The sequence below is a fragment of the Clostridium boliviensis genome, from assembly GCF_033342255.1.
In the GTDB taxonomy this organism is placed as follows: Bacteria; Bacillota; Clostridia; order Lachnospirales; family Lachnospiraceae; genus Lacrimispora; species Lacrimispora boliviensis.
In genome coordinates, this window is the sequence record NZ_JAWONS010000011.1 from 12,912 (window position 1) to 27,309 (window position 14,398).

Genomic DNA, 14,398 nt, shown 5'->3' on the forward strand with positions numbered 1-14,398 from the left:
TTGTTTTACTGGTAACTGTCATAAACCTCCGCCATCATATCCGTAATAATGGCTTCGTCCTGCGCGACAATACATCCCATGCGCATCATCTCGCTGAGTGCGTAGTTAACGGTGGATAAAACCTGATCTCTGGTGATGCCAAGGTCTTTCATGGAAGGAATTCCGATTCTGCGGTTGAATGAACGGACAGCATCTGCGAGCTTTGTGGGGAGCTCTTCATCAGAGGAAATCTCCAGTTCAAATATTTCTGCAATCTTGCGGTAGATTTCCGGTCTGGCGCCGGCAACCAGTTCGATGACAGAGGGGGTAACCAGGGCACAGCCTATTCCATGAGGAATATGTAATCTTGCGCCCAGTGCATGTGCCATGGCATGTCCTACGTTTACCTGGGAATCCTGGAAGGCGATTCCGGCAAAGTTGCTGGCTATGGCCAGATTATAACGGGCCTCTTTGCAATCTGGTTCTTCAACCGCCACAGGCAGCCATTTGTAGATTCGTTCTATGCTGTTGAGGGCTAATGTATCCGAATGGGGATTTGGCATTACGTTGCAGAGACATTCATTGCAGTGTGAAAATGCATCCATGCCGGTGTAAGCAGTAATTGTTCTGCCAAGACCCAACGTTAAATCGGGATCAACCACAGCAGCATTTGCCCATACGATGCAACCACACTTCTGATGTGTGTCAGTGTCTGTGATAACTGCGACAAAAGTGGATTCTGAGCCGGTTCCGGAGGTTGTCGGGATCATAACTGTTTTAAGGGCTGGATTTAATGTGATTGGATTTGCCGGATCAAAATGTATCATCTTTTTAATATCAACGTTTTTCTTATTTGTAAAATATAAAGCAATTCCTTTGGCTGTATCAAGACTGGAACCGCCGCCGCATCCAATGATTCCGTCTGCACCTGTGCTTTCTGCAAGCTTTGTGCCTTCAATAACGGTTGTGTCGGGAGCATCCATTTTTACTCCGTCATAAACACTGACTGTTATTCCGCTCTTTAAAAGGCTGTCTATGACTTTTTGTGGAATTCCTGTTTCAACAATTGTTTTTTCTGTTACCAAAAGTACATTGGTCATCCCTAATTTTTTTGCTATGGTGCCTGTGTTGTTAACTTCCCCTGAACCAAAATAAACCGGGCATAATTGTGAATATCTTGACATTGTGACATCTCCTTATTATGATAGTAGTAGAACATGTTTGTTACGATAATAACAATCTCTCTGCTCAGTGTAACAATTATAAGAGGTGCCTGCAATGGTACAGATGATGAAATTACCGACCGGAAATTGTCATTATCAGATAGGCGGCGTTTGTCTAAGACAGACAAACACCGCCTGTGCATTTTGTTGAAAGTTTACAACCGGCAGGCAGATAAGTGTGATAAAATTGATAAATATAGACGACTCGATTACCAGAAGGAAAAGAAAGGCGATGACGATTTATGCTGACTGATACTGAAACTGGAAAAAATAATGAGGATTTTATTAATAAGCTTCTTGATGTATCAAACAGCAGTCATAACATACAGCTGCTGCTGGACATTGGATATCAGGAGCTTGGTAATCCTCTGCTGCTGGTTGACGTTGCCCTTTGCTTTGTTGCACAGACTGGGGGAGGTCTCATTACAGATGAACCACTTTGGGACTGGACACTTTCCAAAGGCTATGTAACGGAAGAATACGTAAAATATGTATTAAGCGGTGATAATACGGAGTATGATCCCGGCGAGGAATGGTCCACGGGGGACTCCAGGCTTATCTGGCAGGATGGTCTTCTTCACCACAGACAGCTGGTAGGTAAAATCAACAGAAACGGAATTCCCATCGGATATCTGAAGCTTTTGGAATACAACCAGCCAATAACCGAAGAGGCAGTGAACAAGCTGAAAATATTATGTAAATTTCTTGCAATTTGTATGAACTCTTCCATGGGAACATTAGACCAGGAGAATTCACTGATTGATACTCTCCTGACCTCTATGCTCACCCAGCGATTGTATGACAAATATGCAATTGACGAAAGAGTAAACCGCTTTGGACTGAAGTTATATGAAAATCTTTCCGTAATTGTACTGGGAACCAGGGGACTGGTCACGGATAAAATATATTTTATAAAGAAAAAAATGAAGAATTTTCTAAATAGGGAGACTGTCATCACGTTTAAGGGTAATCTGGTTATTCTTTATGACTGCAAAACAAAAGCCCCGTTTACTGAAAATGAATTGATCAATCTGGAGAAATTATGTGCTGATTATGATATTAAAGCGGGCATAAGCAATTCATTTAAGGAAATATATATGTTCGAGTCTTTTTACCGCCAGGCATTGACGGCGTTGGAGCTTAGTACGGAAACAAATAGTAATGAGCGAGCCGCGTACTATGATGAATACTGCGTTCATCATATGGTGAGTCTGTTTTCGGAACACAGTGATCCGATGGTATTAATTCATCCTGCCATTAAGTTTTTAAAAGAACATGATACGGAATATGGCAGTGAATTATGTCCTACTTTAAAAGAGTATATAAAAAACAATCAGGATTTGCAGCTGACTTCATCGGCTCTGCATATTCATTATAATACTCTGAAATACCGGATTAACAAGATCATAGAGCTCACTGATCTGGCTTTTTCGGATAAAACAATTTTTCGGCTGCATCTGTCATTTCTTGTATATGATTATCTGACTGAAACAGGTAAATCCAATATTTTGAAATAAAGGAAAGAGACAGGCGGAAATTTCTCAGATTGCAGAAAATTACACAAATATGGAGGCATCATGAATAAAAAACATGTGTTTATTATAATTGCAGTGTCCTGTCTGGCGACAGGATGCAAAAAAGGTGGAGCCACAGACCATTTACAGGAAACAGAAAGTACGTCTGCCGCCTCAATACAATCTTCCCAGGAAAGCAGCTCCCAGGCTACCCAAGAGTCAGTGGAAAAAGCGGATTACACGAAATACTTAAAAAAGATCTGGATCAGAAACACAGACACCAATTTCCCGGAAAACGGAGGTTTGTCCATCCTTATTTCCAGCATAGAGGATGGTAAAATTAAAGGGGATATCTCGGCTGTGAGCAGTGGACCTGCGTATAATATGGACAGCGCCGGATTTGAGGGAACTGTGGATGGAGACAAGGCACAGTGTCAGCTGGTGGACGATTCCAGGGGAAATAAAGGGACTGTCACACTTATATTTGAATCTCCGGACATTCTTAAAGCTTCAGTTGCAATTACAGAGAGGTCAGATGATAATATTATGACACTTCCGGAAGGAACCTTTGAATTTTCACCCGATAATCTCAAAAATGTAGAGGGCTTTGAGCCAGACGAAGAACAGTCCTTTTTGGTGGATCTGGATTCATGGGGGAAAGTAAAGTTTGTATCAGGGAAACTTACCGCAGGCAGCCATATACCTGCCGTATTTTATCTTACAGATGAAGAAGGAAACATTTTGTACGAGTTTAGTACAACATTTCCCTACAGTGTGGATGTAAAGGCTGTATCATTTAAGGATTTAAATAAGGATGGGTTAAAGGATATTATCATAATTGTTTCGGACAACTATGAAGGTCCTTCGGGACCACCCATTGCAAATGTCTGTTTCCAGCAAGAAGATGGAACCTTTGTGACGGATTATGGGCTTTGCCAGGAAATCAATGATTCCGGAAATAATAAGGATATTCAAACAGTAGTTGATTATATTATAAATAAAAAATAAAATTGCCAACAGGTATTGACAAATTAATTAATAGTGTATATAGTTAACTGTGTTAGGTAAAACAAACATTATTTAAGAAGGTGAAAAGATGGATTATACAAGCCTGGCCAGAGAATATATTCAGGTAATGCATCAGATGCGCAATAAAAGTGGACAGAAGAAGATTCATGATTCCATGCATGGTGAGCATTTTATGCTCTTTTATATCTCTATGCGTAAAGGCAGTATTATTCCAAGTGAAATCAGCAATGAAATGGGGATTACCTCTGCCAGGATCGCAGCAGCTCTTAATAGTTTGGAGGCAAAGGGCCTGATCACCCGGAGGATTGATACAGAGGACCGGAGAAGAATTCTCGTTGATTTGACAGAGGCGGGAAGAGAATATGTGAAAGAGCATCGTGATGCGATTATGAAAATAACCATAAATATGCTTCAGTATCTGGGAGAAGAGGATGCCACGGAACTGATTCGGATTATGAAGAGACTTGCGGAAAGAAGTCCGGAAGAATAATTAAGATATGCGGCCGTATAACGGCTGCATATTTTACCAAAATTAACTAATACTATTAGTATATAACTAGGTTAGGAAAAAGGAGGAAATATATGATAAAATTGCTGAAGCGTTTGAAAATGGCAGAATGGGTCCAGGTATTCGCCAGCCTTATCTTCATTGTTGCCCAGGTCTGGCTGGATTTAAGGCTTCCGGATTATATGTCTGAGATTACGAAATTAACACAGATTCCCGGCGGTGAGATAGCAGATATATGGAGGGCAGGCGCAAAGATGTTAATCTGCGCTTTAGGCAGCGTGGTATCTGCGACGGCAGTTGGTTTTTTTGCGGCACGGATTGCGGCTTCCTTTTCACAAAGAATCAGAAGTCTTTTGTTCTCTAAAGTGGATTCCTTCTCTATGGAGGAGATCAACCGATTTTCTACAGACAGCCTGATTACACGTTCCACCAATGATATTACCCAGGTGCAGATGTTAATTACCATGGGACTGCAGATGCTTATTAAGGCTCCGATTATGGCAGCATGGGCCATTACAAAAATAGCGGGAAAAGGTTATGCATGGACAGTGGAAACGGGTATCACAGTAGGAATCATGGTTGCAGTTATTGGAACTGTTATGATGTTTATTATGCCCAAATTTAAAAAAATGCAGGTACTTACGGATAATTTAAATCGTGTTACAAGAGAAAATCTGACTGGATTGCGTGTAGTAAGGGCATACAATGCAGAAAACTTCCAGGAAGAGAAATTTGAAGAGGCAAACGAAGAACTGACTGCCACCCAGTTATACACGAACCGTGGTATGGCAATCATGCAGCCCATAATGGGGGCATTAATGAGCGGTCTTTCCCTGACGATTTACTGGACCGGAGCTTATTTCATTAACGGAGCACAGGCCATGGACCGCCTGACACTGTTTTCCAATATGGTGGTATTTTCCTCTTATGCGGTTCAGGTAATTATGTCCTTCATGATGATGGTGATGATTTTTATCCTGCTTCCAAGAGCTGCCGTTTCCGCAAAACGTATTAATGAGGTACTTGAAACAAAACCAGCTATTATCGATGGACATAAAGAAAACGGGGAGAAGGAATTGGAAGGAACAGTAGAGTTTAAGAATGTTAGTTTTCGATATCCCGGAGCTGCCGATTATATATTGGAAAATGTGAGCTTTTCGGGTGGAAAAGGGGAAACTGTGGCTTTTATTGGGTCTACCGGAAGCGGAAAGAGCACACTGATCAGCCTGATTCCCAGATTCTATGATGCAACAGATGGTGAGATTCTGGTTGATGGGGTGAATGTAAAGGACTATACGCAAGAGGCGCTGCATAATAAAATCGGATATGTGCCCCAGAAGGCAGTGATGTTTAGGGGTACGGTAAGCAGCAATGTGGCATTTGGGGACAACGGAAAAGAAAAACCGCTGCCGGAAGAGATTCATTCAGCAGTTAGGACAGCTCAGGGAAGCGAATTTGTGGAGAAAATGGAAAAACAGTATGATTCAGAAATTGCGCAGGGCGGTACCAATATATCCGGAGGACAGAAACAACGTCTTGCCATTGCAAGGGCGGTCAGCCGTAAGCCGGAGATTTATATTTTTGACGATAGCTTTTCTGCACTGGATTATAAGACGGACCGGGTGTTGAGAACTGCTCTGAAAAAGGAGTCCAAAGGAGCAACCAGTCTGATTGTCGCACAGCGGATCGGAACGATTATGGACGCAGATCAGATTATCGTTCTTGATGAAGGCAAGGTAGTAGGGAAGGGCACTCACAGGGAGCTGCTTCAGACCTGTGAGGTGTATAAGGAAATAGCGATGTCTCAGCTTAGTCAGGAGGAACTGATATCATGAGTGAAAAAAGAGAAAAAAGTTCACAGGCAGGTACAATGCCCCATGGACCGATGGGAAAAGGTGGCATGGGTCAGGCGGTGGAGAAACCGAGAAATTTTAATATAACGATGAAAAAGCTTCTGGAGTATTGCAGGCGGTATCTTCCAGCTATTATATTTGCCCTGGCAGCGGCTGCTACAGGAACTGTATTGCAGATTATAGGACCGGACAGACTGAAGGTTTTAACCAATGAAATCATGAAGGGGCTTCCTGCCATGATTAACGGGAAACCAGTTCTGGGTTCCATTGACATGAACGCAGTTTCCAAAATAGGCTGGATGCTGGTTGCACTTTATGTGCTTTCCTTTCTTTTAAACTATATACAAAGTCTGATTATGGCAACCGTTACACAGGCGATATCAAAAAAGATGAGGAGTGATATCTCTAAGAAGATGAACCGCCTTCCATTAAGATATTTTGATACTGTAAGCTTTGGTGATGTATTAAGCCGTGTGACTAATGATGTGGATGCCATTGGCCAGACGTTAAATCAAAGTGTTGGTACCTTAATTACTGCGATTACGATGTTGTCCGGTTCCTTAATCATGATGTTTTATAACAGCTGGATTCTGGCATTGACTGCAGTGTTTTCCAGTGTGACTGGTTTTGGCTTCATGATGTTTATTATAAAAGGATCACAGAAATATTTTAAAGAGCAGCAGATGGAATTAGGTCATATCAATGGCTTGGTTGAGGAAGTATATACGGGTCATAATGTTGTAAAGGTTTATAACGGAAGCAGGGAAGCGAAAGAGGCATTTGAAAACAGCAATCGCAGTTTATATAAAAGTGCATGGAAATCACAGTTTTTATCAGGATTGATGATGCCGCTTATGAGCTTTATCGGAAACTTTGGTTATGTTGCAGTCTGTGTAGTTGGTGCAGCTCTTGCAATGGAAGGAAGAATCACCTTTGGTGTGATTGTGGCATTTATGATGTACATTCGTTTATTTACACAGCCTCTATCCCAGATTGCCCAGGCAATGAATAATCTTCAGAGAACTGCAGCAGCCAGTGAGCGTGTTTTTGAGTTCCTTGATGAACCAGAGCTTGAGAATGAGTCCGGCAAAAATAAGGTTTTGGCTGATGTAAAAGGAACGGTGGAATTTAAGAATGTGAGATTTGGTTATACACCGGATAAACCTGTGATTAACAACTTTTCTGCCAGAATAGAGGCGGGGCAGAAGGTTGCAATCGTAGGACCCACAGGAGCCGGAAAGACCACCATGGTCAATCTGCTCATGAGATTTTATGAGACAGATGGAGGCGAAATCACGATTGATGGAGTTCCGGTTGATCAGGTGCCGAGAGAAAGTGTGCATGCACAGTTTGGCATGGTTTTACAGGATACCTGGATGTTTGAGGGAACCATTAGAGATAATATTATTTACAGTAAAAAGGGAGTGACAAATGAAGCTGTTATAAATGCCTGCAAAACGGTGGGGCTGCATCATTTTATCATGACATTGCCAAACGGGTATGACACAATATTAAATGATAAGGCAAGCCTGTCAGAAGGGCAGAAGCAGCTGATTACCATAGCCAGAGCCATGATACAAAACGCTCCGTTATTAATCCTTGATGAAGCTACCAGCTCTGTTGATACCCGTACAGAACGTATGGTTCAGGAATCCATGGATCAGCTTACAAAAGGGAGAACCTCCTTTGTTATTGCGCACCGGCTTTCCACGATTAAAAATGCAGATCTGATTCTGGTGATGAAGGATGGAGATATTATTGAAAGCGGTAATCACGAGGAACTGCTATTAAAGAACGGGTTTTATGCGCAGCTTTATAATAGTCAGTTTGAAGCGGCTTAAAGGGCTGTTTTCAGGTGATGCCTGCCTTTTGGTACTATCAGTGGTGTGAGAGACACGGGATCTTCCGTAACCATGCAGTCTAATCCGTAGATCTCTTTCATCAGCTCTGGTGTGATGATTTCTCTGGGGTGTCCCTGCGCTGCCAGTGATCCTCTCTTCATGGCAAAGAGATAGTCTGCATAACGGGCGGATAAATTGATATCGTGGAGAACCATAACGATGGTAGTCATCTTCTTTCTGTTTAAATCTGTAAGCAGATCCAGTATCTCGATCTGATAGGAAATATCAAGAAATGTAGTCGGTTCATCCAGAAGCAGAATATCGGTCTGCTGTGCCAGTGCCAGAGCAATCCATACGCGCTGGCGCTGACCGCCGGAAAGTTCATCAATGCTGCGGTCGGCCAGTTTCGTGATGCCCATAATTTCCATGGCTTCTTCTACAGCCTGGAAATCGTGGCTGGTCATAGTTTTCATAAATTGACGGTAAGGAAAACGACCGCGGGCCACTAAATCAGTAACCTTAATACCATTAGGTGCCGTAGGAGACTGGGGCAGGAGTCCCAGCTTCTGTGCGACCTGTTTTGGAGGAAGCGCAGATATATCTTTCCCATCCAGAAGAACGTGTCCCTGGGAGGGAGTTATCAGTCTTGAAAAAGACTTAAGGAGAGTAGATTTACCGCAGCCGTTTGCACCGATAATGACGGTGATTTTTTTATCAGGAATAGTAAGGCTGATATCGGAAATGATTTTTTTGCTATCATAACCGGCAGACACTCTGTCTGCGGAAAGTATGTGGCTGTTCATGATATGTTTTCTCCTTTGCGGTTTGTATGAAGCAGCAGAAACAATAAGTATGGAGCCCCAAGGATACCGGTAATCACACCTGCCGGATATCGGGAGGGCAAGGCAAACTGGCCTGCTAAATCACCGGTCAGAACCAGTACGGAGCCCATAAGGGCAGAGACGATTAAATTACTTCGGCCACTGCCAACCAGCCTTGCTGCTATAGGACCGGAAAGAAATGCTACGGAAGCGATGGGGCCTGTTACAGAGACAGCAAATGCAATCAGCACGATGGAACAAAGTATCAGAAGCAGTCGTATGGTTTTTATGTGCACACCCAGCGTGATGGAATAGGTTTCACCCAGCTGAAGCGTCATGAGATGCCGGTTTAACAGTAAAATTATGCCACCTGATAATATGACGGCAATGAAAAGCCTTGGTATTTGGTCTGTTTTAATTCCGTTCAGGCTTCCGTTCAGCCATCGCAGTGCACTGGCAACATCATATTCGGAGGCCCTTAAAAGAAGCCAGGAAGTGACTGCATTCAGGAATGCCTGTATGCCGATTCCGGTTAAGATCAGCCTGCCATTGGAAAAGCCATTTTTTCTGGAAAGAAAATAGATCAGACTTGAAATGATTATGCCGGAAGCAACTGCAAGAAGGGAAACTTCGTTTTGACTTAATCCCAGGACCAGAATGCCAAATACGGCGGCAACGCTGGCACCGGAGGTGACTCCGATAATATCAGGACTGGCAAGAGGATTTCCAAGAAGCATTTGAAACGTATTTCCAGCCAGACCGAAAGCAAAACCGCATAAGATGGCAGAAAGCATACGGGGAAACCGCAGTGAAGCAATGGTAAAGCCAGCTCCCTTAATTTCTTCCCCCATGAGTACTTGAAAAATGATTGCAGGGGAGTAAATGGTGTTGCCGTATATCATCATAAATGATGCAAGGCAGAGTGTGATCATTAATAATATCAGTGATGTGAAAAAATACTTTTTATTTCTTTTCTGATAACCTTCCGTTATAGAATTAGCTCCATCTGGTTTCATAAGGAATAAACCTTTGCCTTTCTGATGATCAGGATAAACACAGGGGCACCTGCAATGGCGGTGATAATGCCGGATTCCAGCTCTCCAGGTTTGCCAAGAAGACGACCGGCTACATCAGCAAGAAGGAGAATACAGCTGCCTCCAATTGCAGAAAAGGGAAGAACCTTGTGCATATCAGGACCGAATATGAGACGCATAAAATGAGGAACCATCAGACCAATAAATCCGATGGGACCTGCTAATGCAGTTGTAGCAGCACAAAGAAGGACTCCTGCCAAAGCTGCCAGACCACGTATTAAGTTTACTCTCAGACCAAGGCCGGCAGCTGTTTCATCGCCCAGAGCCAGGGTGTTTAAGGAGGAAGCGAGAGCAAAGCTCAGGATAAAGCCTGCCATGAGCCAGGGGAGAATAATTCTGATATCTTCCCATGTAGCACCGCTGATACTTCCTGTCTGCCAAAAACGAAACTGATCCATAACTTGTGTATTTGGCAGCATAACCGTGTTTACCAGAGACTGAAGCGCTGTGCTTGCGGCAGCCCCTGCCAGAGCCAGTTTCATGGGAGTTGCTCCGCCATAGCCTATAAAAGCCAGGCCATAAACAAGTATCGCGGTAATGGCAGCTCCTGAAAATGCAAGGAGAATGTATTGATTTCCAGTGCTGATATGAAGGAAAGATATACCGCAGACAACGAATAGAGAGGCACCGGTATTCACCCCCAGGATACTTGGATCTGAGATCGGGTTTCTTGTTACAGCCTGCATCAGAGCGCCGGAGATGCTAAGGGCAGCACCTGCAAGAATACCAAATACAGTTCGTCCGATGCGTGCCTGTACTACTGATCCTGAAAAGTCATAACTTCCATTACCAAATAGTGACTGAATTACAGTTAAAATATTTAATGATTTAGCGCCATAACTTATGGAAGCGAAAGCGCAGGCAAGCAGACAGAGAAAACTGAACAGGCTGATTGTAATTAATTTCTTTCGTTTCATTGTATTTTACCATGTGCTTCGGACAATAGATCAAGATATTCGTCAATTTCAGCGGGAATCGATAAGATGGAAGGGGTGCAGGCACCTGCAAGTGCAGAATCGTTTTCAACCAATGCAACTGCTCCGTTTTTAATGGCTGGTATTTCTGACATCAGCGGGTCAGCCTTTAATGCACTTAAAAGATTTTCATCACCGTAGACCACCATCATCTCCACATCGCTTAACTTGTCTGCATTTTCACGGCTTAAAGCAATTGAGAAGTCGTTCGTACCTTCTGCCAGTTTCAGGACACTTTCCGGAAATGCCAATCCCAGATCTGTTAAATAGGCGGCTCTGGGATCTGAAGGAAGGTAGACATAAAATGTGCTGAAGTCATCTGGACTGATAAAACAGAAAGCGGTTCGTGTACCTGCCAGCTCCGGATGAGCACTTGTTTTTTCCTGAATCAGCGCCTCTACTTCAGCAACCTTAGATTCTCCTTCCTTTTTCATTCCCATTCCGGCAGCATTCATGATAGTCTGTTCACGCCAATAGGTCTGCCATGGAGCCGTAGGATATGATACAACAGGAGCGATCTGACTGAGCATTTCATATTCTTCTTTCGTTATTCCGGAATAGGAAGCAAGAATTACATCCGGCTGCACATCATTAATCGCCTCATAGTCAAGTCCATCTATATCATCAAACACAACGGGGGGTTCTTGGCCTAATGCAGTAATGGCATCGGAGGTCCATGGATGAAGACGGTTCTCTGTTACAAATCCGTAGTTTGCTGCGGAAATACCCACAGGGACGATTCCCAGTGCCAGTGGAGTATCCTGATTCTCCCAGCCGATAGCAGCGATCCTTTCCGTCTTACTTTCGATTACGGTTTCACCATATGCGTGAGGAATGACCAGCGGATAGTCAGAAGCTGAATCGTCAGATGCCTCTTCCGGAATATTGGCGAAAGGCTGTGTTTCAGCCGGTTTAGTATTGCTGCAGGCCGCTAAGAAATATGCTGCTATAATTAAACTGAATGCGCCAGTTAATAGTTGATTTCTTTTCATATGATTCTCCTTATATTTCGGGATTTTTAGTTAGCGATGACTAACAAGTACATAATTTATCATAGATTAATAAATATGTCAACCAAAGATACTTTAATATAATCGTTACCTGGCTGTTTGAGGGAACCATACGGGATAATATTATTTACAGTAAAAAGGGAGTGACGAATGAGGATGTGGTAAATGCCTGCAAAACGGTGGGGCTGCATCATTTTATCATGACATTGCCAAATTGGTATGATACAATATTAAATGATAAGGAAAGTCTGTCAGAAGGGCAGAAGCAGCTGATCACCATAGGTAATGAAAGACGGAGATATTATTGAAATCGGTAATAATGAGGAAATAAGGAGGCGTGATATGAAGTTTTGCTGGACAACTTTACATGTAAAATCTTTAGAGGAATCAATTCGGTTCTATCATGAGATCATCGGTCTTAACATTATAAAACAATTTGAGACCGGACCGGATATGAAGATCGCGATGCTTGGGGAACAGGGCAATGCGCTGATTGAATTAATCGAACAGAAGGGTATCTCCCTGGAGAGCAGAGGAATATCAATTGGATTTGAAGTAGCATCCATTGATGAAGCGATGGAACAGCTGAAAAAGAACCACATAGGAATTAAAAGCGGTCCCTTTTTACCAGTTCCATCCACAACTTTCTTTTTTGTGGAAGACCCGGATGGGATGGAAGTTCAGATTGTGCAGCATGGTTAAAGATGTGTAAATGCGATTGGATCATGAACAATATAACAATATAACAAAGGAACCATGACGCGGGAGGTCATGGTTCCTTTGTTCGTGTGCCAGGATCCGTATCCTGACGCCCATTTTTAAATAATGAATTATTTCTGCATAATATGTATGGCAAAACCACCATATTCTCCATCTAGATAAATATTTTTTAATGCTCCTTCATCTGTATAAGCAGCTGTTTCCATATTGAAGGAAAACCCCTTTCCTTTCAATTCCTCTACGGCAGCAGTCAGATCAGGTGTGCGCATGGCAATGTGACCATTTGAACCAAGAAATGGAGCTTTCATACATTCAAAGTAAGGACCTGAAAATTCAGATTTCTGTCCATGACGCGTTTCAATATTAAACATTATTCCCAAAAGTTGTGCAAGTTTTTCTGCCTCCTCTGCATTGGGTGTATTGATACCAACATGCTCTAATTCAAACTTATTTGTCATTATTATACCTCTTTCTAAAACAATATTCTGTTAAGATCCTTCTTTCCCCTACATAGGGAACATTAAGAGTGCACCAGCTGTCAATGCAATTAACCGGATAAAGTATTGCGGTATCGTAAATTTCCAGAATTCCGAAATCTTATAATTTCCAACGCCCATAACCATGGCTGGCATACCGTCGATCGGAAGGAAATGTCCACACCAGCCAGATATTACAATTGCACATGCGGCTGCAGTAGGATCAAGCCCAAGACTTGTACATGTTGCAATGGCAAGAGGTGTAAATACATAAACGGTACCAATTGTAGATCCAGTCATAGTTGCAAGCAAACTTGTAAGAATACAGAACGCAAGTATCATAAAGAACGGATTGATGTTTGCTCCAAGCATACCTGCTACTGTTGAACCAACGAGACTGGTTAAACCTGTACTTCCAAGTGCATCAGCAATACCGATAACACCGGCTGACATAAGTATGATTGGTGCACTTATTGCATCACGTATTTCTTTAAAATCCATTACCCCAATGACAAGGATAACTGCTACAGACAGACCAGGAATGGCATAACCTGCATCGCCAATAAAACTCTGGAGTATCATACCTATTACTGCTGCTACGAAAGCAACATAGGTTACCTGCTCTTTCCACTTGGGCAGGGTGCTGACAGCTTCTCCCTGATCTTTTGCTGCATCTGTAGCCTCAGCAATGGGGTGATTGGGAAGGAACTTATACTGAATCACACAGTTAAAGAGAAAACCAAGAGACAGTATTAAGTTTATGATTGCGAACTTCACTACAGATACTTCAGCAATAACACCTGCACTATTCAGTACAGCAATTACAATACCATACTGCAACGCAGTATTAAATGGCAGTAATGGGTGGTTAGCTGCGAATCCGGCAGTCATAATGACTTTCGAAGGAGGCAGCTGCTTGTTTTCTGGTAATGTTGAAAGTAAACCAATGGTCAGAACGTAATATGCAGTTGAACCAGTTCCGAACAAGCTGCAGCCCATCATAACAATTAAAATGATAAACAAAAATGCCTTAAATTTCCCTTTATTTGCTATGTTAAACATGGATCTTTTAAACGCAGTAATAAAGCTTGTCTTTTGAAGTGCTGCAATAATTGCCATAAATTCAGCCAGCATAATAATAGTAGAATTTGAAAAACCAGCAAATGCACCCTTAATATCAGTGATTCCAAATATGACAAGCAACAGACATGCTAGTAATGGGGGGGCGCCAAATGGCAGTTTATCTGCCATGATCAGTATAATCATGAATACAGTAATTGCTAAAGCAATAATCATTTGAGGTGTCATTTTATTTCACCCTAGCCTTTCTTGATGTCATTTTTATTTTTTCATTCC

At 42.5% G+C, this 14,398-nt stretch carries 14 protein-coding genes and 1 pseudogene; 8 read left to right on the top strand and 7 right to left on the bottom strand.

The features are described 5' to 3' along the window. Nucleotides 1-5 precede the first annotated feature (5 nt). Entirely contained in the window at nt 6-1,163 is a 1,158-nt protein-coding gene (locus RZO55_RS00455) for an iron-containing alcohol dehydrogenase (RefSeq protein ID WP_318062335.1), read from the bottom strand. A gap of 33 nt (nt 1,164-1,196) precedes the next feature. On the opposite strand from RZO55_RS00455, the gene RZO55_RS00460 reads away from it, so the two are divergent. The 6 genes from RZO55_RS00460 to RZO55_RS00485 all read left to right on the top strand — a co-directional run bounded on the left by RZO55_RS00460 (nt 1,197) and on the right by RZO55_RS00485 (nt 7,947). After that, on the top strand, nt 1,197-1,451 hold the full coding sequence (locus tag RZO55_RS00460; protein WP_318062336.1) for a hypothetical protein: 255 nt from the start codon (nt 1,197-1,199) through the stop codon (nt 1,449-1,451). Next, nucleotides 1,445-2,719, top strand: coding sequence for a PucR family transcriptional regulator (locus RZO55_RS00465; protein WP_318062337.1), 1,275 nt, complete (start codon nt 1,445-1,447; stop codon nt 2,717-2,719). Before RZO55_RS00460 ends, RZO55_RS00465 begins: the two co-directional genes overlap by 7 nt. A gap of 60 nt (nt 2,720-2,779) precedes the next feature. Then, entirely contained in the window at nt 2,780-3,724 is a 945-nt protein-coding gene (locus RZO55_RS00470; RefSeq protein WP_318062338.1) for a hypothetical protein, read from the top strand. 88 nt (nt 3,725-3,812) lie between these two features. Continuing rightward, complete coding sequence (locus tag RZO55_RS00475) at nt 3,813-4,235, top strand: MarR family winged helix-turn-helix transcriptional regulator (protein WP_318062339.1); 423 nt, start codon at nt 3,813-3,815, stop codon at nt 4,233-4,235. A gap of 92 nt (nt 4,236-4,327) precedes the next feature. Beyond that, nucleotides 4,328-6,088 (top strand): ABC transporter ATP-binding protein, encoded by a 1,761-nt coding sequence (locus RZO55_RS00480; RefSeq protein WP_318062340.1) that lies wholly within the window; start codon nt 4,328-4,330, stop codon nt 6,086-6,088. Then, the gene (locus tag RZO55_RS00485; protein WP_439100005.1) at nt 6,085-7,947 is read left to right on the top strand and encodes an ABC transporter ATP-binding protein; all 1,863 of its coding nucleotides are present in this window, start codon (nt 6,085-6,087) and stop codon (nt 7,945-7,947) included. Before RZO55_RS00480 ends, RZO55_RS00485 begins: the two co-directional genes overlap by 4 nt. On the opposite strand, the gene RZO55_RS00490 is transcribed toward RZO55_RS00485, so the two are convergent. Genes RZO55_RS00490 through RZO55_RS00505 form a run of 4 tightly spaced genes read right to left on the bottom strand, consistent with a single transcriptional unit; the run spans nt 7,944 to nt 11,828 of the window. Then, the gene (locus RZO55_RS00490) at nt 7,944-8,750 is read right to left on the bottom strand and encodes an ABC transporter ATP-binding protein (protein ID WP_318062341.1); all 807 of its coding nucleotides are present in this window, start codon (nt 8,748-8,750) and stop codon (nt 7,944-7,946) included. The two genes, RZO55_RS00485 and RZO55_RS00490, sit on opposite strands and share 4 nt — an antisense overlap. Next, nucleotides 8,747-9,784 (bottom strand): FecCD family ABC transporter permease, encoded by a 1,038-nt coding sequence (locus tag RZO55_RS00495; RefSeq protein WP_318062342.1) that lies wholly within the window; start codon nt 9,782-9,784, stop codon nt 8,747-8,749. Before RZO55_RS00495 ends, RZO55_RS00490 begins: the two co-directional genes overlap by 4 nt. After that, the gene (locus tag RZO55_RS00500) at nt 9,781-10,779 is read right to left on the bottom strand and encodes a FecCD family ABC transporter permease (protein WP_318062343.1); all 999 of its coding nucleotides are present in this window, start codon (nt 10,777-10,779) and stop codon (nt 9,781-9,783) included. The genes RZO55_RS00495 and RZO55_RS00500 overlap by 4 nt, the downstream gene beginning before the upstream one ends. Next, nucleotides 10,776-11,828: an iron-siderophore ABC transporter substrate-binding protein gene (locus RZO55_RS00505; RefSeq protein WP_318062344.1), complete on the bottom strand. Its 1,053-nt coding sequence runs from the start codon at nt 11,826-11,828 to the stop codon at nt 10,776-10,778. The genes RZO55_RS00500 and RZO55_RS00505 overlap by 4 nt, the downstream gene beginning before the upstream one ends. Nucleotides 11,829-11,935: 107 nt before the next feature. Here RZO55_RS00505 and RZO55_RS00510 point away from each other — a divergent pair. Together RZO55_RS00510 and RZO55_RS00515 are read left to right on the top strand one after the other, a co-directional pair. Continuing rightward, a pseudogene (locus RZO55_RS00510) lies at nt 11,936-12,127 on the top strand (ABC transporter ATP-binding protein); the annotation flags it as partial. Between the two features lie 61 nt (nt 12,128-12,188). After that, nucleotides 12,189-12,548 (top strand): VOC family protein, encoded by a 360-nt coding sequence (locus tag RZO55_RS00515; protein WP_318062346.1) that lies wholly within the window; start codon nt 12,189-12,191, stop codon nt 12,546-12,548. 128 nt (nt 12,549-12,676) lie between these two features. On the opposite strand, the gene RZO55_RS00520 is transcribed toward RZO55_RS00515, so the two are convergent. After that, nucleotides 12,677-13,024, bottom strand: a complete 348-nt coding sequence (locus RZO55_RS00520) for a 2-dehydro-3-deoxyphosphogluconate aldolase (protein WP_318062347.1) — start codon at nt 13,022-13,024, stop codon at nt 12,677-12,679. 48 nt (nt 13,025-13,072) lie between these two features. Further along, complete coding sequence (locus RZO55_RS00525; RefSeq protein WP_336624234.1) at nt 13,073-14,338, bottom strand: SLC13 family permease; 1,266 nt, start codon at nt 14,336-14,338, stop codon at nt 13,073-13,075. Nucleotides 14,339-14,398 lie beyond the last annotated feature (60 nt).

Coding starts and splice junctions, on each gene's coding strand:
- RZO55_RS00490 (WP_318062341.1), bottom strand. CDS start 8,750: ATGAACAGCCACATACTTTCCGCAGACAGAGTGTCTGCCGGTTATGAT.
- RZO55_RS00485 (WP_439100005.1), top strand. CDS start 6,085: ATGAGTGAAAAAAGAGAAAAAAGTTCACAGGCAGGTACAATGCCCCAT.
- RZO55_RS00525 (WP_336624234.1), bottom strand. CDS start 14,338: ATGATTATTGCTTTAGCAATTACTGTATTCATGATTATACTGATCATG.
- RZO55_RS00460 (WP_318062336.1), top strand. CDS start 1,197: ATGTTTGTTACGATAATAACAATCTCTCTGCTCAGTGTAACAATTATA.
- RZO55_RS00500 (WP_318062343.1), bottom strand. CDS start 10,779: ATGAAACGAAAGAAATTAATTACAATCAGCCTGTTCAGTTTTCTCTGT.
- RZO55_RS00515 (WP_318062346.1), top strand. CDS start 12,189: ATGAAGTTTTGCTGGACAACTTTACATGTAAAATCTTTAGAGGAATCA.
- RZO55_RS00520 (WP_318062347.1), bottom strand. CDS start 13,024: ATGACAAATAAGTTTGAATTAGAGCATGTTGGTATCAATACACCCAAT.
- RZO55_RS00495 (WP_318062342.1), bottom strand. CDS start 9,784: ATGAAACCAGATGGAGCTAATTCTATAACGGAAGGTTATCAGAAAAGA.
- RZO55_RS00475 (WP_318062339.1), top strand. CDS start 3,813: ATGGATTATACAAGCCTGGCCAGAGAATATATTCAGGTAATGCATCAG.
- RZO55_RS00480 (WP_318062340.1), top strand. CDS start 4,328: ATGATAAAATTGCTGAAGCGTTTGAAAATGGCAGAATGGGTCCAGGTA.
- RZO55_RS00505 (WP_318062344.1), bottom strand. CDS start 11,828: ATGAAAAGAAATCAACTATTAACTGGCGCATTCAGTTTAATTATAGCA.
- RZO55_RS00470 (WP_318062338.1), top strand. CDS start 2,780: ATGAATAAAAAACATGTGTTTATTATAATTGCAGTGTCCTGTCTGGCG.
- RZO55_RS00455 (WP_318062335.1), bottom strand. CDS start 1,163: ATGTCAAGATATTCACAATTATGCCCGGTTTATTTTGGTTCAGGGGAA.
- RZO55_RS00465 (WP_318062337.1), top strand. CDS start 1,445: ATGCTGACTGATACTGAAACTGGAAAAAATAATGAGGATTTTATTAAT.